Here is a 20,995-nt window from a genome sequence, read left to right on the forward strand (position 1 = left end):
GTACTGTCGGCGAAGTGGAAAAACTGGCTTTCCGAATTTATGGAAGCCCCCTTAATACTATTGATCTTGGTTTTAATCTCAATCGAGTTTCCTATCTTATCCGCCCTGATCTGTCCGTCAAATGTGGCCACACCCGGAACCAAAATAAAATCGGGAGCCGAGACAGGAGAACTTAGAGAAAACGATTGATGTTGATCATCAACCTTTAAATTAATATTCGCCGGAAGCGCTGAACCATTACCTTCTTGAATTTGCAATATACCAGGAAGGTCGCCAAGGTTAATGCTCCCTGGATTCAGGTGATCTTGTCCATACGTTTTAGACCAGTTTTTATTAATAGCCTGATAGAGAACAGACCCCAGATTCAACTCATCGCCATTCTTAAGAGCGGCATTCAACGCAACAGTTGACGGGTTTCTACTTTTTGCGGGAGTTTTATCTGCATTTACGGCAGGCTGGAAACCAGCATTTAAATCAATTACATTAGCGTTTACCCCCCCCCCCCGCATAAAAGAATAATAGCTGCAGAACAAGCCATAAAAACAGGCGACTTCCTGTCGTTAAAATGGCTTACCTTATTATTTACCTGATAATCCTTCTTCATGATTTAATATCAAAATAAAAATTAAATTCTGTTGTTGGAGCAAGATGAATCGTATTTATTGATAAATGCTATTCACCTATCTTCATCGATAGCACCAAGGATTCTATCAGTGTAAACAGCAAGTGTCTCCGCAACATCACTTATTTGAAGAAGGTAGAGCAAAAGACTTATACTTAATTGAGTACCAGAGTAATTACATATATATCAACATGCTAAATTGATTCCATCAAAACAATCACATTTCCGTACGGCAATAAGAATGAGCCTCCGTAAACAGATTTGTAACTAAAAGATAATTGAACAAAACATTTTACACATCGCTCTATCGGATTAAATTCGCGCTTAGCGTAAGAGTCTGGAGCAATTAACTTCAATGAAAAACTGCCTGCCTCAGCGAAAAACATACCTGTTAAGGCAACGGGAAACAGAACATGCAGATAAATCGTTGCTTTTAGGCACAGTGACATTTATGGTTGTTTGCAAAAAGCGAAAACCAGCATTTTGAAAATTTAACAGAAAATCCCCGTGCGCCTAGGAGAGTCTTATCCCATTAGTTGAATCAAAAGCCGCTGAAGAGCAAGACAAGGCACTTGCGGGCGTCGCAGCGAAAATATCCGCCCACGTCTGGCGAGTGCCTCAGTCTGATCCGTCTATGCATCAAGTGGAAGAGCCGCCAGCTCGTTCCGTCGATATTTCTGAATTAAAAACCAAATCCCCGTCTTTTCAGCCTGCTGGCCAGAAGAAGCATAAGAAAATACCCTGCGCCGAGAATCGCCGCGAGCGTGCCCGCGGGAATCTGCGCCGGGTAGATGAGCACCTGCCCGAGCCAGTCCGCCCATGAGACGATGGCGCCGCCCAGGAGCGCGGCCGCAAAAAGCTGCGTCTTCACGGTTCTCGCTCCCATCATGAGGGCCATATGAGGGGCGACCAAACCCACGAAGGCGACGGGTCCCATGGCGGCCGTCGAAATGGCGCAGAGAAGCGCGCAGAGCCCGAGAAGCATGAGAGAGGCTTTTCCTAAGGGGAGTCCCCTCGACAAAGCGAAGTCGCGTCCGACCGTGAGGAGCGTCATGCTCCTTGAAACCGCGAGCGCCGCGGCGATGAGAAGCCCGACCCCGAGCGCGAGAAGCCCCGCCGCCTCAGGCGTCGTGCGGTAGGTTGACCCGGAAAGCCACTGCAGAATGAAGTAGTTTTCCATCGTTCCGCGCGAGAGGGAAAGCGTCGTAACGGAGTCAAGGAACGCTGAAAGCGCAATGCCCGAGAGCACGATGATGCCCGGTGAGAAATGGGCACGCCTTGAGAGCAGAAGGAGAACCGCAAGAACAGCGAGGCTCCCGACCAGCGCTCTCAAAGAGCCCGAAGCTCCGACGCTCGCCCCGAACCAGAGCGACCCCGCGACCATCGCGAAGGAAGCTCCCGCCGAAACGCCGAGAATATCGGGCGACGCGAGGGGATTCCGTATGAGGCGCTGCAGAATCACGCCGGCAGCGGCAAGTCCCGCGCCGGCGGCAAGCGCCGTCACGAGCCTCGGGCCTCTGAGGAGCAGTTCATAGTCCCCGGCAAGCCCGAAGGTCCAGCCTTCCCCGCGGCTTACAAGGAAGAGATTCATGAAAAGAACGCCCGCGAGCGCGATCGCCAGCACGGCGACGCCTGATTTCGAAAGCGTTTTCCCTGCCGAAACCAGACTCTCCTTGCCGGTTCCCGAGGCTTCAGCCGAAAGCGAACTCATCTGCCGGCGAACGATCCAGATGAAGATGGGCGTGCCCACCACCGCCGAGACCACGCCCGTCGGAACGATGTCGCCCGTGACGGAGGAGAGCCAGATCGCCGTGCCGTCCGTTGCCGTGAGAAGCGCCGCGCCGATCAGAATGCTCGCGAGGAGCTGCCGGCCGGGCGAGCGGAATCCCGCCGCCCGCGCAATATTGGGGGCAATGAGGCCCGTAAAGTTGATGACGCCCGCTGTCGTGATGAAGGCTGCGACGAGCCAGACTCCAAGAGCCGTGAGCGCGATGAAGACCGGCACGACCGGAAGACCTCTTGCACGCGCCCCTTCGTCGCCGAGCGAAATGAGGGCGAGCGCTCTCGGCGCAAAAAGGAGAATCAGCAGGATGACGGGAAGCGTTCTCGGGAGTAGCCATTCAAGCCCGCTCCAGCCGTTCTGCGAAAGGTCGCCCGCGCCCCAGAGAAAGACATTCTGGATGAAGTCCGCGTGAAGAAGCACCACCGCGGTCGCAATCGCGCCGAAGAGGAGATTCACGACCATGCCGGAAATGACAAGGGTTACGCCCGTCATGTTTCTCGGTCCCGTAATGAGGACGATGAGCCCGAAGGCGAGGAGCGCACCTGCAAATGCGGCGGCGAGCAGCCATTCGCTTGCGGCCTCCGGGAAGAAGGCGGAGAGAACGACGATCGCGAGCCACCCGCCCGACGAGGTGCCGAGCGTGAGGGGCGAGGTCATCGGGTTCTGCGTCAGCTGCTGAAGAAGACACCCGACCAGACCGAGAATGACGCCCCCGAAAATAGCGGCGGCAAGTCTCGGGAGCGTCCCGTATGCGTAGTAGTAGGCGTCAAAGCTCCCGGCCTTCGCCGGATGAAGGAGAAGGTCGAGGCAGTCCGTAAAGGAAAGCGGATTCTCGATCGTAAGCGCAAGCGCGATCCCGACGGCAAAGAGAATACCGGGGATGGCGATGAGCGCGCCCGCGGATTTGAATCCCAATAAAGATTGCTGCGTCATTGCCCGGCTCCCGGAGCAAGGGTGAGAAGCGCATCCGTGATGCGCCTGGCCGTCACGAGAATCGAAGGCGCCCCGCCGTGACTCCAGTAAGGTTCCGCTGCGGCTACGCGGCCTTTTCTCGCAAAGGGCGTTGCGCACCAGAGAATGGAATTGAGGACCTTCTTTTCCATCGCAAAGGGACGGATGTAGACCACGTATGCGTCCGTATAGTCCTTGAGATCCCGGATCCGCACCTGCGTGAGTCCGTAGCTCGCATTAGGACGCTCGAGCGGCTGCCGGATGTCCATCTTCCTCAACACATAGCCGCAGATCGAATTGGGCGTATAGACAAAGAGCGTCGTGAGGCTCGAAAAGCGGATCACCTGTACTTCAGGCGCCGTCCCGAAAGCGCGCTTCACTTTGTCTCTGAGTTCAGCGATCCCTGCCTGGATCCTGGCGATTTCTTCCTCTGCCCGGGCTTCCCTGCGAAAGAGCCTGCCGAGCTCGCGAAACTGAGCGATCGCGGTTTCGGCTTCGCCTTCAGCACTATCTGCCCTGTAGTTTTCAAAGAGAAGGACCGGCGCAATGCCTTTCAGCTGCGGAAGAAGATCCTCCTGCGTAGGCCCGATCAGAATGAGGTCGGGCTTCAATTCCGCGATCCGCTCGAGATTGGGTTCTGCCCGCGTCCCCACGTCGACGATCCCGTCGGGGAGCGCGGGCTCCCTCACCCATTCGGCCCAGGACGCGATGTCTGCGGCGCCGGCCGGGCGGATACCGAGACCCACGAGATTCTCAAGGATGTCCCACTGGAGCGCCACGACGCGCTGAGGAACCTGCGTGAATTCATGAACGCCGCGGGAGTCGCGGATGATGATTGCTTCCCCTTCGCCGGCAAAAGCCGGGGAAAGCGGAATTCCCATGAGAGGAAGAAGAGCCGCGCCGAGAGACGCTTCAACCAGTCTGCGGCGCCCGAGCTTGAAGGAAGACGTCACTCGCATACGACCGCCACCTGGAGAGGTTCCTTGTGGAGCGCCGCATAGGCCTTGGGCGGCATCGGATGCTTCATGAGCTTCACGTCAATTTCAAAGAGCGCCCGGAGGTTCTTTTCGTCTTCGAGCATGTCGGCGGAGCCTTCAAAGAGGACGTGTCCTCCCTTCATGGCAACAATGTGCGTGGCAAAGCGGAGGGCGAGATTGATGTCGTGAATGATCGCGATGACGCCCCGGCCCTCCTCGCGGCAGATTTTCTCGAGAAGCGCGAGGACGCCGTACTGGTGCCGCACGTCCAGCGCGGACGTCGGTTCGTCAAGAATCATCACGGGCGAGGCCTGGGCGAGGAGCATCCCGATCCAGACGCGCTGGCGCTCGCCCCCCGAGAGGTCGTCCGCAAAGGCGCGAGCGAACCGGCTCGTTCCAGTGGCTTCGAGCGCCGCGTCGATGGCGCGCTCGTCCTCGTCGCGCCACCGGCCGAAAAGCCCGCGCCAGGGGTAGCGCCCGAGGCGGACGAGCTCGCGGCAGATGAGGCCCGCCGATGCGGGAAGCTTCTGCGGAAGAAACGCCACCTCGCGCGCGCGGTCGCGCTCGGAGAGTGCAAAAAGGTCCTTGCCGTTCAGCATCACCTTCCCGGCGTCAGGTTCCACAAGGCCGGAGATGACGGAAGCGAGCGTGGATTTGCCCGACCCGTTGTGACCGAGGATGAGCGTCATCTTGTTGGTCGGGATGGTGAGGTGATCTATGGAGAGAATGGTTCTGCCGTCTCGAACCATGCGGATGCCGGAGAGTTCGTACATGGGAAAGCCCGGATGAAAAGTTGGATGGCAAAGTGCCGCCCGGAGATGAGGATCCCCGGGCGGCTTTGAGGCTGATGACTCTGAGTCAGAGCTCAGATTCGGGCATTACCAGTTGTAGGAAAGCGACCCGCGGACCACGCGGCCTTCGCCGTAGTAGGCCGTCTTCCAATCACTGCCAGCGACATAGCGTTTATCCAGGATATTCGAAGCCGTACCTACAAACTTCCAGTTGCGGTTGAATTCGTAGACAACGTTGGCATCCCAGAGAGTTGCTGAATCGACTTTGAATTGCGTATTGGTATCATGCGTGGATCCAAGATACCGAATGCCATTGCCGATAGTGAGCTGAGGGAGTCCGAAATCCGCAAAATTGTAGGAAACCCATGCCGAAACCAGGTGCTTCGGAGATAGCTCCGCTTCATCGTGCCAGTTGCCGTATGCATCCTGATACCACGGCTTAGTGACTTCCTGGAACGTATATGAGGCATTCAGAATCAGACTCTTTGTGAGCGCAGCCTGCATCTGAACTTCGACGCCTGTTGCCTCTTTTTCGGCGACCGGCACCTGCATCAATGCTCCGTCAAGAACGCCTTGAGCAAGTGCATTCTTCTGCTTCAACCGGAACCAAGCCACATTGAAATAACCATCGAGCCATTCAGGAGTGAATTTCACACCGGCCTCGATTTGTTTTGTTTCAATCGGTTCTGCAAGATAATTCCCGAACGTATACACATTGTTTTCAGTTTTTCCAATTTTGACTGTAGATGCATTCGTAAAGAATGCTTCTGAATAGTTCACATATGGAGAAATACCGAATGGACCGAAATACATTGCACCCGCATTCCAGGAAAGCTGGCCTTTATCCATGGAATCTTTGGTGTTTTCAGAACCTGTTTCTTCATTTAACGCATCAATCTTCACAAAGTCGTATCGCAGGCCTCCTTTCAACAAAAGAGTTTCATTCCACGTTGACTGCGCCTGAGTGTAAAGGCCCAGCTGCTGCTTTTTGATGTTGTTATTCCAGACAGGAATCTCGTCGTCAGAAGGCATTCCGGTATGTGAAGGATGGAAAGGATCTGCATTGGCTAATGTAGTACCTAATCCATTTCCGACCCATTTATTTTTGTGATGCTGGTAATCGAAGCCCACCTGAGCAATAGAATCGAAATTACCTGTATACCAATGTCCAGTCAAATTATTATCGAAGGTGAAACTCACCTCAGTGCCATCATTCAGAAGCGTGCCGCGATATAACCCATCAGGGCTCGGCGAACTTGCAGAATCAAACGAGCCATAAGCAGCTGTGGATCGCAAAAAGAGATCCGTGTACTTGCCCGTAAAATTCTGCTTGTATTCAACGTTGTCATTGAAGGCGTGCTTGAATTCCCAGCCGAAAGTCACCTGATCCTTATCGTACCTGTCATGTTCCGGATCTCCGTAATTGGTCCCATACGGAATCATGTGACCATTGCGAGGAACCACAGTGCCCCAAGCAGGCATAAAGGCATTGCTCGGCGTCTTCTTGTCCTTGAGGTAGCTGGCAAGCAGCGTCAGCGACGTTTTTTCAGAGATGTCGATCGTAAAGCTCGGAGCAATGTAAGCGCGCCAGCCGTCAACGTCATCCACGAAGGAATCCTCGCGGTTCGCCATCGCGACGAGGCGATAGCGCTTTGAGCCGTCTTCGCTCGCGAAATCCGAAATATCGAGCCCGCCCTGAATGAACTTCTGGGTGCCGGCAGTCACCGTCACAGAGTGCTGCGGAGTCTTCGTCGGCTTCTTCGTCACCAGGTTGACCACGCCGCCCGGCTGTGAGTCGCCGTAAAGCGATGATGCCGGACCGGAAACGACTTCAACGGCCTCGAGACCGAATGGCTCAACCGTGGTATCAAAATAGCCTTCCTGATATTGAGTCTGTCCGTCAAGTAGCGTCGTTACGGGGAAACCGCGCATACGAATCCAGTTCGAGTCATAGTCGGCACCGTAAGGGTTGACAAAGCCCGGCGTATAGCGAAGCGCATCATCGACCTTGCGAAGGATCTTGTTGTCCAGCTCTTCGTGACTGATGACGTTCACCGTCTGCGGCGTTTCCTCAGTGGAGGTATCAATTTTCAGCGCCTCAGCCGTGACGCTCACGGCTTCGACTGTTTTGTAATCGTCCGCGGCCTGCGCGGAGAGCGCAAAGGCGGCAGCGGCAAGAGCAACGGCGGCAGGGAGCTTGCCGAGAGAGATGTTTTTCTGACCTTTGATCATTTCTTTGGCGTGCGTTGTGAACGCTTTTACAAATAGGAATGAGTCTCATTCTATTTGCGCGTCGTAAACGACCATTGCAGAAGCCGCCAAAATAGTCGTCGATATACGACATGGAGGCCTGAAAATGCTTCGCGCGGGATGGCTTCATACGTTCTGCCGCCCTGTCTTTCTAGGAAACTCAGAAAACATCGGATGTTCGGATGACTTGATGACCGATTTTGTCGTCAGTAAACAACTTTTCTGCATGCGCCCGCTTCCGAGCGGACTTCTGACACCTTCCCAACTATTTTTTCTTTCCTACTTGCAAACGATTCTCATTTGCGATATAGTTCATCTCACTGGAACGAAACGCGCCGCGCACAGGAACCAAGGGGTCGGTTCCGCGGCGCAGAAGAGCTCCTCTACGGTGAAGCGGGGAAACTTCACTTTGAGCTCTTTTTCTTCCGAGAGTCTCCTGCTCGGTTCGTTCCTTGCCTCTGATGGGAGGCCGCGTGTTTCTTGGTCCGCGGCCTCCCATTTTTCTTTTCTGTTCTCAATATGAGCGAGCCGCGGAAGCGCACTGCGCCTGCGGCTCTTTCAATTTCGCGTTTCTGATCATCAGACTGCGGACGTCAGTCCGAAAAGCGAAGCCGCTCGGCGGTCCGGGTGCTCCGCTTCACAATGAAGAAGAAGACGAGGGAAAGCAGCCACGTCCCCGTCATCCAGCCGATGTAGCCGAGGTAGATGGCATCCATGGAAACGCCTGCCGCAAGTCGGCTCACGACAAAGTTGGGGATGCCGGATCCCACGTAGCAGGAGAGATAGAGCGCCGCAATGACGCCCGCGCGCTCGCGAAGCGTCGAATCCTGAAGCAGGAACTTGACGCCCAGGGTCGACGTGGCTCCGGAACACGCGCCGCTCAGGATGAGCGCCGTTAGGAAGAGCGACGGATGCCCCGTTTCAAGGAAGCAAAAGAGCAGCGCGCCGGCAATTGTGAAGCAAGTAACCGCTATCGGGAAAACGCGCGAGGGCTTGAGGCTACCCACCATGAAGCCGGCGGCCGCATTCGGAACAATGAGCCCCATGTAGACGATCGCCGCATACATCGTGCTCGTGGCGCCGAAGGCGGTTTCAGCTAGCTTTGCCGAAAAGCCCTGAAGGAAGCTTCCGAGCCCCCAGGTGCCGAGCATGGCGAAACCGGTCACGAGAAAAATGCGCCAGAGTCTTCCGGGGAGCGCGACCTTCGGAATCAGAACCTCGACCAGCGTTTCAGTACCCGGAGGGATGGTTTCCTCCGCCTTCCAGACGAGCGCAGCAAGAAGCACGCAGATGACGACGAAGCTCATGAACATCACGTCGATATCGACGAGCCCGTAGGCCGTGAGAACGCCCGAGAGGAGCGTCCCGATGGAGAGGCCGACATTGGGGCCTCCGGCCGTGAGCGCCGTTCCGATCCAGGCATGCTTCTTCGGCGAACAGTCGACGATCCACGACATGGCGGCCGACGATGCGAGCCCGCAGGCAATGCCCTGCGTGAAGCGCGCAATGTAAAAGAGCGTGGTATCCGTCATCACCGCATAGCACCAGCAGGAAACGGCGGCCCAGCCGATGGTGATGAGCGTTACCCAGCGGCGCCCCAGGGCGTTCGAGAGGCGCGCGAAGAAGACGAGCGTGACGATGCAGCCGAAGAAGTAGCTCACCACCGTCATGGCAACCTCTGCGGTCGTGAGTCCCATTTCACCCGCCCAGACGCCGATCAGCGGAATCGGAGCGGACGAGAAGATGAAGCAGCAGATGAGAACAAGGGACGCGGCAAAAAGCGTGAAGCTTCTGCGCGAATCGGAAATCCGCGCGCGTCGGCTGAGGTCTACTTCGGACATGGCGCTCTTGGGGAAAGGTCGAGCCTGGGAGGCTGAAGAAAAGCCCATTATGCGCCGCAGAGCGTCTGAAAGCGCGATCCTCAGAATCCTTCTTCGGTTTTGAATCCGAAAAACGAAAAAAACTGTCTGCACCGGCCCCGGGAAGGAGGTGCAGACAGTTTTTAGATGTGAAGGATGAGATCTCAGGCTGCGGGCGACGTTTCCGTCTTGGCAGGCGTGATCGCGGCAACGGGTTCTCCGGCCTCGCGGCTCTGGAAGTAAGTGGCGACGATCGGACCGGTCAGGTTGTGCCAGAGGGCGCCGACAGCCGAGGGCAGCGCCGTCATCGGATTCGCGGCAAAGTGCACGGAGGCGAGCGCCACGCCGAGAGCCGAATTCTGCATGCCGACCTCGAAGCAGAGGGCGCGGCATTTGGCGGCATTCATGCCCGTCATGCGGCCGATCACGTAGCCGAGGCCCATGCCGACGGCGTTCTGGATGGCAACCACGAGGAAGGCGACGAAGCCTGCGTTCACGATGCTCGACTTGGTCGACGCAACCACGGCGGCGATGATGATCACGATGGCCGTCACGGAGATGAGCGGCAGCGCGCAGGTGACATTCTCAACACGGTCGCCGAAGATGCGGTGAATCAGAACGCCGGCGCCGATCGGAACAAGGATCACCTGGACGATCGAGAGGAACATCGCGGTCGGGTCGATCGAGAGCCATTCGCTCGCAAAGGCGTACATCAGGGCGGGCGTCACGACAGGCGCCATCAGCGTCGTGCAGGACGTGATCGTGACGGAGAGCGCCACATCGCCGCGGGCGAGGAAGGTGACGACGTTCGAGGCCGTTCCGCCCGGGCAGCAGCCGAGGAGCATCAGGCCGACGGCGAGGTCGGGCGGCAGATCAAAGGCCTTGCAGAGCACGAAGGCCGAGAGCGGCATGATCGTGAACTGCGCAATGATGCCGATGAACACGTCCTTCGGGCGGGAAAAGATTTCGCGGAAGTCCGAGGTCGTGAGGGTGAGGCCCATGCCGAACATGACGATGCCGAGAAGGAAGGGTACCCAGGGACCAGCAAGTACGAATACTTCCGGAAATAGGAAGCCGAGGACGCCGGTGGCGACGACCCAGAGAGCGAACGTCTTGTTCACGAAGTAACTGATTTTCCGGAGAGTATTCATCATTTTTCAAATTGCAGAGGACGTTGTTGGCGTCCATGCTCCCTGTTGGCGACTAAACCTGAACCCGAATATGGTCATGGCGCGTCTCTTGAAGTTCAAATGGATGGGGATTGAGCCTGCGCATCAGCAGGAGAAAAAGTCCCGCTTGCTGCGCCGCTGAGAAGCAACTTTACGCGAAATTCAGAATTTCGCAATGCAATTTTCTAGATCTTAAGAATTAATTTTCTTGTATATTAAGATCATCGTGATGAAATTCAATTAATACTGCAAAGAATCCCTAGCGGTTTTCCCCAACTCCTGCGCTTGTTCCCGCGCATTTCCTTCACTCCGGATGCGGATGCAAAGCACTCGCCTTCATTCGCCTTGATCCTCATCAAACAATGAAAACTCTGAAGCCGGCTTCATGCTCATTCGTCGCAATCGCTATTGCGAATCGTTCTCATGTGAGGCATACTTCACCTCAAGCAAGACAGCTTGATCCACTACGAGAAGCCAGGGGTCGGCTTCGTGGATCCAGGCCTCCGGGCGGGTGCAATGCCTGCCCCCTGAAGCGAGGCGCTGTCTTGGGGTCTCCTGGAAGGGGATGGCGCAGAAGCGCCATCCCCTCTTTTTTCGCCCTTTTCCGGGGACGAGGAGCCCCGCACGCATGCCGCATGAATGCAAAAAGCCCGACCGCGGCTCTTCTGGAACCGCCCGGGCTCGTATTCAATATCATGGATGTTTGGTCCGGGGGGAAGCCTCAAGCCCGGAGTCAGACTCCGGTCTACCCGCAGGAACGATTTCCCCTCCGCTCCCCGGGCAAACGTCCGCGTCATCGACCCCCGATTCCGCGTGCGCCAGGAGGATCCCCCCGAACCAAAACTGAAGATGAATGAGAATGCATTCGCGCAGCCCTTAATCTTCGGCAATGCGCCTGAGATTCATTCTCAGTAAGGGAGACGGATTGTAACAAACTCTGAGGCGGCTACGGTTTACGTTTGGTCTGCAAAAAGTAAAGGTCCGCCGATTCCTTGGAAAAATCGATGCGGACCCTACGACATTTGCCTCAAGACTTCATGAGCCGGCGGGACCTTCCATAGCGGCTCAGCCGGGATTGCCCATCTGATCAGGCGAGAGTTCGACGAGCCGGAAGATCTTCCGGGCGCGCGGCTTTTGGCCTTCCCTGCTCCGGTCTTCATAGGTGCAGTGCAGAAGCTCGTGCGCGAGATGGCTTCCCGGAGCGCCGAGGAAGTCTTCATAGAGGCGGATCACTTCCGGATTCTCGTGCGAAGCCCGGATCGGCATCCTGGCGTCGATCTCGTACACGGCGCTCTGACGGGCGCCGAGGTTGTTCCTCCAGATGTCGCGGCCGCGAGGCGTGCCGCCTCCTCCGACGCATCCGTTCGGGCAGGCCATGACCTCGACGAAGTGATAGGGGCAGGTGCCCTTTCTCACCATGTCGATCACCTTCGCGACGTTGGCGCATTCATGCACCACCGCCACGCGGATGTCGCCCAGATCCCCGAGATGAACGGTCGTCTCCTTGATCGAGCGCGCGCCGCGGACGTCCTCAAAGGGCGGAAGCGGCTGCGGATCCTGGTTCGTAATCGCAGACATCGTGCGCAGCGCCGCTTCCATCACGCCGCCCGTCGTAGCAAAGAGCTGCGCGCCGCCCGAGGCGAGCGTCATCTGCGGCGTATCGAAGGCCGTATCGGGGAGATCCGCCAGATTGAGGCCCGTACGCTTGATCAGGCGCGTGAATTCCCGGATCGTGAGAACGACGTCGGTATCCTTTTCGCCGGGGTTGCGCTCGAGGAGCTTTCTCCCGGCCTCGTCCTTCTTCGCCGTGCAGGGCATGATCGAAATCACGCGGATCGATTTCGGATCGAGATCCCTCGACTTCGGCATCCAGGTCTTCGCGAGCGCCGAGAAAATCGCCTGTGGCGAGCGGGTCGAGGAGAGGTGCGGAATCATGTCGGGGGCCACCTTCTCAACGTAATTGACCCAGCCCGGGCAGCAGGAGGTGAAGTACGTGAAGGGTTTCCCAAGCGTTCCCGCAGCCTTTGCTTCCCTCAGGCGCTCCAGAATCTCCGTTCCCTCCTCCATGATCGTCACGTCGGCCGACCAGCGCGTATCCATCACGTAGTCGGCGCCCATGCGCTTCAACGCTGTGACGAGCTTTCCCTCCACATTGGTGCCGGGCGGAAGTCCAAAGGCTTCGGCGATCGCCACGCGAACGGCGGGCGCAATCTGAAAGACGGTCGTCACCGAATCGTCGTCGAGCAGGTCGAAGACGTCGCAGCACTGGTCGCGCACGCTGATGGCGCCCGTCGGGCAGACGAGCGAGCACTGCCCGCACTGAATGCAGACGTCGGATGCGCCCCAGGAATCCGCACCGCGGAAACCGACCTGGGCGCCCGTGCCGGTGTCGATGAGCGTGAGCGCAGCTACATTCGGGCCCTGCACGCGGCGGCAGACCTCGATGCAGCGCAGGCACCGGATGCATTTTCTGCCGTCAAAGCGCATGGCGGGCGCCGTGGCATCCTCGCGGCGGTCCGCGAGGTACTTCCCCGAGAGGTGCGAGCCTTCAAGCCCCACCCAGAGGGCGGCCTTCTGGAGTTCGCAGTCGCCGTGGCGCGAGCAGGAGGAGCAGTTTTCGTCATGGTCGGCGAAAAGGAGCTCCATCTGAAGACGCTGGCGGCGGCGCACCTCGGCCGTGCGCGTATGAATGCGCATGCCGGGCTCGATCCTCGTGTCGCAGGAGGTGACGATGTCGTGGCCGCCGTCCGCCCGCTCAATCCCGACGAGACAGATGCGGCAGGTACCGGGACGGTGGCTGAGGGCCGCAAATTCGCAGAGCGTTGGAATGAAGATCCCCGCACGGCGGGCAGCCTGAAGAATCGTGTCGTTGGGCTCGATCACCACGGAGATGCCGTTGATGAATGCGCGGGGCGCGAGCTCCTTCTTGTCTTTATAAATCTGGGAAGCCATCTTGGGGAAACTCCGTCAAAGGGGAAGCGTGTCCTCGCCCGTGGGCTCGGTGCCGGGAATGGGGTCGCGGGTGGTCACGCCGATGAGGCGGTAGCAGCGCATGCAGCGCTTTGATTCCTTCCAGCCGTCCGAATCCGTCATGCCGAATTCGACCTCCTCCCACGGGGTCTCCTCGATGCGTTTGCGGGCGTCGGGCATCGGCACTTCAAAGCGCTCGGCATGCGGATAGCCCTTTTCCGGACGGCACTGTCCGAGAAGATCGGCCTTTCTGATGATTCGCGAAAGGCGCTTTCTCGGGAAGAAGGCTGCTTCCCCGCTCTTCAGATAGGCGTCGATCGAGCGCGCAGCGCCTTCGCCGTGCGCCATCGCAAGAATGAGCGTCTGAGCGCCAACGGCGGCGTCGCCGCCCGCGAAGACGCCCTTTCTCGAAGTCGTGTAGTCGGCCTTCGTTTCAATTGTGTTCCAGCGCGAGAGCCTGATGCCGTCCTCGGGCGAAAAGACGGACGCATCCATCTTCTGGCCGATCGAAGCAATGACGGTGCTGCAGGGAATCACGAATTCAGAGCCCGCAATCGGCTTCACGCCGCGGCGCCCGGACTGGTCGGGTTCGGTCTGGTACATCCGCACGAGTTCGATTCCGACCACGCGGCCGTCTTCAACGATGATGCGCTTCGGGGCGGAGAGGAATTCAAACTCCACGCCCTCGGCGCGGGCGGCCTTGATTTCCTCCGGATCTGCCGGGGCCGAGGCCTCGATGCGGCGATAGGCGACGATGACGCGCCCGGACTTCAGAAGTCTTCTCGCCGTGCGGCAGCAGTCCATTGCAACGTTGCCGCAGCCGATCACAACCACGTCGCCCTGAAGGGGTGCGGGGCCTTCGGGATTCTTCTGGCTGTGCTCGACCTCGAGCAGAAAGTCGAGGCCCTTGAGGTAGCCTTCAGCCGACTGGTCCTCGTCGGGAAGGTTGAGATACTGCCCGAGCGCGCAGCCGATTCCGAGGAAGACGGCGCTATAGCCGTCCTGAAGGAGGCCGTCGACCGAAAAGTCGCGGCCGAGCTTCTTGCCGAAGACATAATTGCCGCCCAGCGCCTTCACGACGTCCGTTTCACCCGCGAGCTCCATGCGGGGGAGTCGGTAGGCGGGGATCCCCCAGCGCGCCATGCCGCCCGCTTCCTCCTCCATGTCGAAGACGTCGACGGCATGTCCCATCTGCAGAAGATGGTAGGCGCAGGTGATGCCCGCCGGACCGGCGCCGACGACGGCAACCTTCTTTTTGTCGCTCCCGAGCGCTTCTTCAGGGGAAAAGAGGTGCGACACCGGCGCGCCCGCATGATCGGCGGCAAAGCGCTTCAGGTCCTTGATCGCAACGGGCGCCTCGACAAAGCGCCGCGCGCAGGCTTTTTCGCAGGGACGCACGCAGACGCGCCCGCAGGTGCCGACGAGCGGATAGCGCTCCATAAGCACGCCTTCGGCGAGCTGCGGACGGCCGTCCCGGATGTAGTCGATGTAGCGGGGAACATTGACGTTCGCGGGACAGGCTTCAATGCAGGGCGCGGTTGCCGCGGACGCATAGCGCTTCTCATTCATGAGGGCCGCGGGATCGCCCGCGGGCTCCGTGGTCTTCAGATCATCGACAAAATGGTCGATTGCTCCGATGAGGGCCGCCGTCGTGGAGGCGCCGATGCCGCAGAGGCTCGTGAGCTCCATCTGGCGCGCGAGCGTGCGGATCTCCTCCCAGTTGACGGTGTTCCCGAGGCCGAGAACGGCTTTTTGGAGCGCCTCGCAGATGAGGATGCTCCCTGCGCGGCAGGGCGTGCAGCGTCCGCAGGACATGCGGCGAACGTTGTCGTAATAGGCGAAGAGAACCAGCGGAAGGGCTTCCGCCCCCTGGAAGATGAGAAAGCCGGCGCTCGAAATAAGGCTCGTCACCGGATTGTCGCGATTGAATTCGCGCACTTCGTCGAGCGGGAAGCCGTCAGGGAGCGCTCCCGAAGGATTGCTTCTCCGATCGAGCCGGCGGCCCTTCCAGAAGCCAAAGAGAAAATTCTCTTCCATTATGTGGGTCCCTCAAAACGTGCAGTCGGCGAGGCGCCTCTGGGCACAGCATCAACCCGGCCGGGGATGCTGACGGGGCAAACGCACTCGCTTCTGCGGTTTCTTCTCTGAGCGCCCGATGGATGCGGCTTTCGGAAGTTTTGCTTCTTCTCAGGAGCCGCCGCGGGGATCCGGGCTGCGTCAGTCTCTTCTTTTTGCGTCGATCATTCTAACTAGTTCTTTTGAAGGAACTGCACGCCTCTGAGTCAAAGTCTTACGGGAAAGCCAGAACTCAATCAGAAGCAAAGGTTTCTTCCTATATTGAGTTTCCGGGTTTTCCCTTATGCCTCAAGCGTGCCTTCAGGCAATACGCTTCTCCTGTCCCCGTTCATCCTTATTCGTAATTTCTCAAGTGCCCGACCTTTCTCCGAGCTTCAGAGAGGCCTCCTCGCGAGAGCGTCTCTTTACTCAGTTGCTTTTCAAGTGGATTCCCGCCGGCGCCCGTGCGCTTCTGCTCGGGAAAGCGCGCTTTGCCGTCCAGATGGCGGAGGCGAAGGTCGCCGTCACGCTCACGGCAGATGCGGAGCCGAAAACTCCGGTAACCGATGGGGATGTCCGGATGGAGCGCATTCCGCTTCATTTTCCGCTCGATAAAGCGGATCGCGAAGCTTGCGGCGAAATGCTCCGGAGCGCCGCCTGCGATGCGGTTGTCGCGGACGGTCTGGAGGGAGCAGTCACTCCGGAAAAGCTCCATGAACAGGTGCGGGAAATTGAGCTCGCTCTGAGCCCCTCAGGCACTGCCGTGGTTCTGCTTGACGGCGCTTCATCGACAAAAACGCTTTCTCCAGAGTTCGTCATCGCGCTTTTTGAGCGCTTCGGCTTTGCGCTTGCCGAAAGGAAATCTGCCGGGGACCCGGGAAGCCTGGTCACCGCGGCACTGGTCTTCGTGCGCGATGCGGCCCGGGTGCGGGCGAGAAAAAGCCTCCAGGGGCTCCTCGAGGAAGATCGGAAGACAACAACCTATAAGCTCGCGCTTATCAAGGCGCTCGCGGAAATCAACCTCGCCAACGCGGCGCGCGTCCGTTATCTCCCGCCTGCCGATATGGATGCCTACCGCCTTCTGACGAAGATCCCGGATGCTCCGCACCAGGCGGCGATTCCGATGGGACTCGTCATCGAGCGCGTCGCGGCGCTCTACTGGCAGATCTACCGCGCGCATGCCCTCAATGAATCCGCGCTGCTTCCTGCTCAGATCGGCGGCGGAAGGCGCCTCGAATTCGAAGAGCCCCTCATAGCGCTCATCCGCCTCTACCAGGGCGACTGGCTTTCCTTCAGAAACGACTTCTATCTCGAAAGACTGACGGCCGGATCCCCGCGCGCCCTCGCCTTCATCGCTCTTGCAAAGGTCATCCGCAAAGCCATTGGCCGCGGCCCCGTCCGCTATGCCGGCAACTCCCTCGGGGACGACACAAGCGCCATTGCCGCGATGAACGGGAACCGCCTCTTCCGGCTTGAAAAGGGAGCCGAAATTGATTTTCGAAAGGAAACGATTACGCCTGACCTCCTCGACCGGGCGGCCGGAACCTTCTACCTTCCGTCAGAGCTCTGGCGGGAGCTCAATGTCTCCGCGCCCTGGCTCACGGAGGCCGTGACGATCCGCTGGGCGAAGCAGTCGTCGGACTTCTCCCGCGGCGTCATTACCCCCGGCGCCGTCATCGACATCATGGCGCTGCCCGAGGACGTGCGCGATACGAACTGGTCGCGCGGGCTCTTTCTCGAACGCATCCGCACGAATGGGCTTGATTCGATCTGGTCCGGCGCGGCGCTCTCCGCCCATACGCTTGCCGTCGACCACATGATCCCGTGGTCGCGCACGCATACGAACGATCTCTGGAATCTGATGCCGGCGGAGAAAAAGGAAAACGGCCGGAAGTCCGATCTGGTGCCGTCGGCCGCCTGCCTCGACCAGGCTGCAGACCGGATCATCCGAACCTGGAAGCTCTATGAGGGCTCTCCCATGGGAACGCTCTTTCGCGCGCAGGCGCAGTCGACGCTCATGGGCCGGACGCTGCCGCAGAAGGACTGGGAAGCGCCGATGATGGACGCGCTTCTTAGGAGCGCTGACGAGACGGCGCTCCAGTACGCCTGCCGCCGCTGGGAGCCCGAGCCTGCGGCAGGCTTCTGACGCGAAGCAGAAAAACAAAAAGAGCGCTCGCTCTCCCGGAAATCCGGAAGTCTGAGCGCTCTTCATCAGGATGTCTGTCCTTTAGTCCGTTCGAACTGAACGGGCTGAAGGTGAGTCATCAGGCCTTCGCCGGGCAGCAGCCTTCCTGCCTGGCATCCGCACGCATGGCGGAGAGGAACCAGAGTTCCTTCGCGTAGCTCGCGAGATAGCCTTCAAAGAGACCCTGCGTCTGGAAGTCGTCTTCCTCGGCAGCCGCATCGCGGATTTCGCGGGCGAGCTTCGCCATCTTCTTCATGTCGGCTTCGACTTCAGCGACGACTTCGCAGGAAGAGAAGAGGCGCGGAGCGACTTCTTCAACAACCGAGAGCTCGATGCTGCCGCGAAGGGTTGCATGCGGCATTTCGCCCTTCATCTTGAGGAGCTCGGCCGTTTCGTCGTAAGCCTCGAAAGCCTTGTCGTAAAGGGCTTCCGTGTATTCATGGAGGGGCTTAAAGAGCTTCCCCGTCACGTTCCAGTGGAGATTGTGGAGCTTCACATTCCAGACGAGAAGAGAGGCAACGTAGGCGTTGAGGCGTTCAGTATTCGTCATTTTGATGGGTCCTGCTGCGATGCATTTAAAACTATCATTTATTTGTTTTCAATGCATCTTGTTTATCGATGAGACCATATTACATACTAAAACTATCGAAGTCAAGTTTTTAATAGTTTTAACTAAAGACGGCTGTCGTTCTTCATTGTCAAATTCAATCAAATAGCTGCCCCAATCTCTCAAATTGAGGCATCTGAAAGGATTCATGGAGCGCCCTCAACCACTGCATTTCCCTGATTCATTGATGTAATGAGACTTTGCTTACGCCATTCACCCACCTTGCAAACTGCCCAATCCTGCTTATCATTTGAACTATGACCTGCTCCGGCGCAAAGCATCTGCCGGACATCCCTTCGACCAAATCTTTCTTCCGATTCATTCCACTGCCATGTCCGACATTGATTCTCAGATTGCCGACATGCTTCAGGCGCTCAAGGCTCTCAACCCTCAGAGAGGATCGCATGAGACGAGCGTGCCGGACTTCTACACGCACCGCCACGAGTGCGAGATGCCGCTTACCTGCTCCTGCGGGGAGCTCGCCTGCTCGCTCATTCTTTCCGGGTCGAAAAGCTCGCTCATCTGCAACCGGGAAATCATTTATCACTCCGGCGAAGGCCTCCTCTCGGGCGCGGCGCTCCCGAGCGCATACCGGGCGCTCAACGCCTCGCCCGAGCATCCCTTCTATTCGATTTCGCTCCGGCTCGACCGGGCGCTCCTTATAGAGCTCGCTGAAAACATGACGGCGGCGGACGCCCAGCCTCAGCCGCCCCAGGCCTGCTTCGTCTTTACGCCCTGGAAGGATCTGCTCGAGGACTTCTCCCGGCTCATTCATCTCGCGGCAAACCCCGATCAGGTAAAGGTGCGCGCACCGCTCGTGATCCGCGACCTCCACTATCTGCTCCTCACGGGCGCAACCGCGCCGCGGCTCCTGCCGCTTCTTCGGGACGCTGCTCCTGCGGGCGCCATCGTGCGCGCGGTTTCGTGGCTCCGGGCCAATTTCGCGACCTCGATTGCGATTGAGGAGCTCGCCCGCATGCACAACATGTCGACCTCGAACTTCCATCGGCAGTTCAAAGGCCTGACCGGCATGAGTCCGCTTCAGTTCCAGAAGCAGATCCGTCTTTTTGAAGCGCAGCGCATGATGCTCGCGCAGCACGCGCAGGTGGCGGAAGCCGCCTATGCCGTCGGATACGAAAGTCCCACGCAGTTCGTGCGCGAATACAAGCGCCAGTTCGGCGACTCGCCCCTGAGGGATGTGCGCCGTCGCCGCACGGCCTTTGCCTCTGCCGACCGCTACGGAATCGAAGCCGATGAAGCCGCGTGAGGGCCGACCCGACTGCTGCCTGAGCTGAGACCACCATTTTTTTCAATAATCCAGACCATGTCCCATTCCACCGTTCGCTTCGATCTTGACCGTCCGCGCCGCATCGGTCTGCCTGAAGCGGTGTTCTGCGCGGGGAAGCCCCGTTCGGTGCTCACTGAGCTTTTCGAGCGGTTCGGAAAGCCCGGCGCGGAACCGATTCTCTTCACGCGCCTCGAACCCGAATTTTTTGCCGGACTCCCGGAAGATCTCCGCAAGCAGTACGACTTTGATTCCCTTTCCCGCACGGCCTGGAACGCGAAGCTTCCAGCCCGTCCGGGCAAAGCAGCGCTCGTGTCCGCAGGAAATGCCGATGCGAGCGTGCTGCATGAAGCCGCACGCACGCTCGAATACCTTGGGTACCAAACGGCATTTTTCGAAGACTGCGGCGTTGCCGGCCTCTGGCGCATTCAGTCCGTGATCGACGAGATCAACGCGTGCGACGTCGTGATCGTCGCTGCGGGCCTCGATGCTGCGCTCGCCTCCGTCATGGGAGGCCTCACCGAGAAGCCCCTTTTTGCCGTTCCCACATCCGTGGGCTACGGCATTGCCGAGGGCGGCATGACGGCGCTTCGCAGCATGCTCGCCTCCTGCGCTCCGGGCGTAGCGGTCTTCAATATCGACAACGGCTACGGCGCCGCCTGCGCTGCCGCGAGAACGCTCAGGCTCCTCCACTCCAATTTCTGAACTCTGCATTTATCCATGACTGAATCCACGATTCTTGCCGTCCGCATTCATGCGGGCTTCAACGCGGGCGCCTTCCTCGCCGGCCTTCTGGCCCTGAACGACCTTCCGGGCGGCATGGCAGGCGCCTACCTGCGCACGCTCTTTCCCAATATCGACTGCGGCCTCGAGTTTGCACCCCATTACGTCAATTCCATCCGAGGCATGTCGGCGCGGATTCTGGCGCCGAAGGAGCACGCCCACCGGCATCCGGCGGACATCCGGGCAATCTACGCTGAGAGCCGCCTCTCAGACGCAGCGCGGACGCTTTCCGACCGCGTCTGGCAGGTGCTCGCCGGGGCCGAGGCTAAAGTGCACGGCATGTCGATGGACGAGGTCCACTTTCACGAGGTCGGCCGCATGGCCAACATTCTTGCGATCGGCCTCTCGGCAGAACTCTTCCTCAGGATGAACGTCTCGAAGATTGCAGCGAGCCCCATTCCGATGAACGAGGGCGAGGTCGAGTGCGCCCACGGTCTTCTTCCCTACCCGGCGCCCGCGATGTTCACGATGCTCGACGGCGTCGCCGTGCGCGCCTCCTCGGGAAAGGGAGAGCTCGTGACGCCCACGGGCCTCGCAATTCTCAAGGGTTTCGGCGCCGAATTCGGCCCCTGGCCCGAAATGACGATTGAGAAGGCCGCGCAGATCTTCGTCTGGGGAAGCGACTATGAGGGCGTTCCCAACGGCTCCCGCTTCTTCCTCGGCTCCCCTGCACCGGCCGCAGCCGAATAAGCGGCAAGTCCATCACCG

Annotated in this window: 14 protein-coding genes; 4 read left to right on the top strand and 10 right to left on the bottom strand. The window is 58.7% G+C overall.

Annotated elements, in window-relative coordinates:
- The 9 genes from Q0106_RS09840 to Q0106_RS09880 all read right to left on the bottom strand — a co-directional run.
- Nucleotides 1–533: hypothetical protein (locus Q0106_RS09840; RefSeq protein WP_297612249.1), on the bottom strand; the 533-nt coding region annotated here is incomplete at its 3' end.
- Nucleotides 534–1,304: 771 nt separating this feature from the next.
- Complete coding sequence (gene fhuB, locus Q0106_RS09845) at nt 1,305–3,338, bottom strand: Fe(3+)-hydroxamate ABC transporter permease FhuB (protein WP_297612252.1); 2,034 nt, start codon at nt 3,336–3,338, stop codon at nt 1,305–1,307.
- On the bottom strand, nt 3,335–4,315 hold the full coding sequence (locus tag Q0106_RS09850; protein WP_297612255.1) for an iron-siderophore ABC transporter substrate-binding protein: 981 nt from the start codon (nt 4,313–4,315) through the stop codon (nt 3,335–3,337). The genes fhuB and Q0106_RS09850 overlap by 4 nt, the downstream gene beginning before the upstream one ends.
- Nucleotides 4,306–5,106 carry an ABC transporter ATP-binding protein gene (locus Q0106_RS09855; RefSeq protein WP_297612258.1) on the bottom strand — a complete coding sequence of 267 codons (801 nt, stop codon included), beginning with the start codon at nt 5,104–5,106 and terminating at the stop codon, nt 4,306–4,308. The genes Q0106_RS09850 and Q0106_RS09855 overlap by 10 nt, the downstream gene beginning before the upstream one ends.
- A 105-nt stretch (nt 5,107–5,211) precedes the next feature.
- A complete protein-coding gene (locus Q0106_RS09860; RefSeq protein WP_297612260.1) occupies nt 5,212–7,356 on the bottom strand; it encodes a TonB-dependent siderophore receptor in 2,145 nt (714 codons plus the stop codon).
- A 611-nt stretch (nt 7,357–7,967) separates the two neighbouring features.
- Nucleotides 7,968–9,215, bottom strand: coding sequence for an MFS transporter (locus tag Q0106_RS09865; protein ID WP_297612262.1), 1,248 nt, complete (start codon nt 9,213–9,215; stop codon nt 7,968–7,970).
- 182 nt (nt 9,216–9,397) lie between these two features.
- Nucleotides 9,398–10,384, bottom strand: a complete 987-nt coding sequence (locus Q0106_RS09870; protein ID WP_297612501.1) for a bile acid:sodium symporter family protein — start codon at nt 10,382–10,384, stop codon at nt 9,398–9,400.
- A gap of 1,083 nt (nt 10,385–11,467) precedes the next feature.
- The gene (locus Q0106_RS09875) at nt 11,468–13,354 is read right to left on the bottom strand and encodes a [FeFe] hydrogenase, group A (protein WP_297612264.1); all 1,887 of its coding nucleotides are present in this window, start codon (nt 13,352–13,354) and stop codon (nt 11,468–11,470) included.
- Between the two features lie 15 nt (nt 13,355–13,369).
- Complete coding sequence (locus tag Q0106_RS09880) at nt 13,370–15,409, bottom strand: FAD-dependent oxidoreductase (protein WP_297612266.1); 2,040 nt, start codon at nt 15,407–15,409, stop codon at nt 13,370–13,372.
- A 391-nt stretch (nt 15,410–15,800) separates the two neighbouring features.
- Between Q0106_RS09880 and Q0106_RS09885 the strand changes: the two genes are divergently transcribed.
- The gene (locus tag Q0106_RS09885; RefSeq protein WP_297612269.1) at nt 15,801–17,573 is read left to right on the top strand and encodes an HNH endonuclease domain-containing protein; all 1,773 of its coding nucleotides are present in this window, start codon (nt 15,801–15,803) and stop codon (nt 17,571–17,573) included.
- Nucleotides 17,574–17,691: 118 nt separating this feature from the next.
- Here Q0106_RS09885 and Q0106_RS09890 read toward each other — a convergent pair whose 3' ends face one another.
- Nucleotides 17,692–18,162 carry a DNA starvation/stationary phase protection protein gene (locus tag Q0106_RS09890; protein ID WP_297612272.1) on the bottom strand — a complete coding sequence of 157 codons (471 nt, stop codon included), beginning with the start codon at nt 18,160–18,162 and terminating at the stop codon, nt 17,692–17,694.
- A gap of 388 nt (nt 18,163–18,550) precedes the next feature.
- On the opposite strand from Q0106_RS09890, the gene Q0106_RS09895 reads away from it, so the two are divergent.
- Genes Q0106_RS09895 through larC form a run of 3 tightly spaced genes read left to right on the top strand, consistent with a single transcriptional unit; the run spans nt 18,551 to nt 20,977 of the window.
- Nucleotides 18,551–19,486, top strand: a complete 936-nt coding sequence (locus tag Q0106_RS09895) for an AraC family transcriptional regulator (RefSeq protein ID WP_297612275.1) — start codon at nt 18,551–18,553, stop codon at nt 19,484–19,486.
- 57 nt (nt 19,487–19,543) lie between these two features.
- On the top strand, nt 19,544–20,209 hold the full coding sequence (larB, locus tag Q0106_RS09900; RefSeq protein WP_297612278.1) for a nickel pincer cofactor biosynthesis protein LarB: 666 nt from the start codon (nt 19,544–19,546) through the stop codon (nt 20,207–20,209).
- A gap of 15 nt (nt 20,210–20,224) precedes the next feature.
- Nucleotides 20,225–20,977 (top strand): nickel insertion protein, encoded by a 753-nt coding sequence (gene larC, locus Q0106_RS09905; protein ID WP_297612281.1) that lies wholly within the window; start codon nt 20,225–20,227, stop codon nt 20,975–20,977.
- Nucleotides 20,978–20,995 lie beyond the last annotated feature (18 nt).

This window comes from uncultured Sutterella sp. (assembly GCF_937923675.1).
In the GTDB taxonomy this organism is placed as follows: Bacteria; Pseudomonadota; Gammaproteobacteria; order Burkholderiales; family Burkholderiaceae_F; genus Sutterella.

What these genes read in the sequence shown, in the direction of transcription:
- fhuB (WP_297612252.1), bottom strand. Translation starts at nt 3,338, where the DNA reads ATGACGCAGCAATCTTTATTGGGATTCAAATCCGCGGGCGCGCTCATC.
- Q0106_RS09850 (WP_297612255.1), bottom strand. Translation starts at nt 4,315, where the DNA reads ATGCGAGTGACGTCTTCCTTCAAGCTCGGGCGCCGCAGACTGGTTGAA.
- Q0106_RS09855 (WP_297612258.1), bottom strand. Translation starts at nt 5,106, where the DNA reads ATGTACGAACTCTCCGGCATCCGCATGGTTCGAGACGGCAGAACCATT.
- Q0106_RS09860 (WP_297612260.1), bottom strand. Translation starts at nt 7,356, where the DNA reads ATGATCAAAGGTCAGAAAAACATCTCTCTCGGCAAGCTCCCTGCCGCC.
- Q0106_RS09865 (WP_297612262.1), bottom strand. Translation starts at nt 9,215, where the DNA reads ATGTCCGAAGTAGACCTCAGCCGACGCGCGCGGATTTCCGATTCGCGC.
- Q0106_RS09870 (WP_297612501.1), bottom strand. Translation starts at nt 10,384, where the DNA reads ATGAATACTCTCCGGAAAATCAGTTACTTCGTGAACAAGACGTTCGCT.
- Q0106_RS09875 (WP_297612264.1), bottom strand. Translation starts at nt 13,354, where the DNA reads ATGGCTTCCCAGATTTATAAAGACAAGAAGGAGCTCGCGCCCCGCGCA.
- Q0106_RS09880 (WP_297612266.1), bottom strand. Translation starts at nt 15,409, where the DNA reads ATGGAAGAGAATTTTCTCTTTGGCTTCTGGAAGGGCCGCCGGCTCGAT.
- Q0106_RS09890 (WP_297612272.1), bottom strand. Translation starts at nt 18,162, where the DNA reads ATGACGAATACTGAACGCCTCAACGCCTACGTTGCCTCTCTTCTCGTC.
- Q0106_RS09895 (WP_297612275.1), top strand. Translation starts at nt 18,551, where the DNA reads ATGTCCGACATTGATTCTCAGATTGCCGACATGCTTCAGGCGCTCAAG.
- larB (WP_297612278.1), top strand. Translation starts at nt 19,544, where the DNA reads ATGTCCCATTCCACCGTTCGCTTCGATCTTGACCGTCCGCGCCGCATC.
- larC (WP_297612281.1), top strand. Translation starts at nt 20,225, where the DNA reads ATGACTGAATCCACGATTCTTGCCGTCCGCATTCATGCGGGCTTCAAC.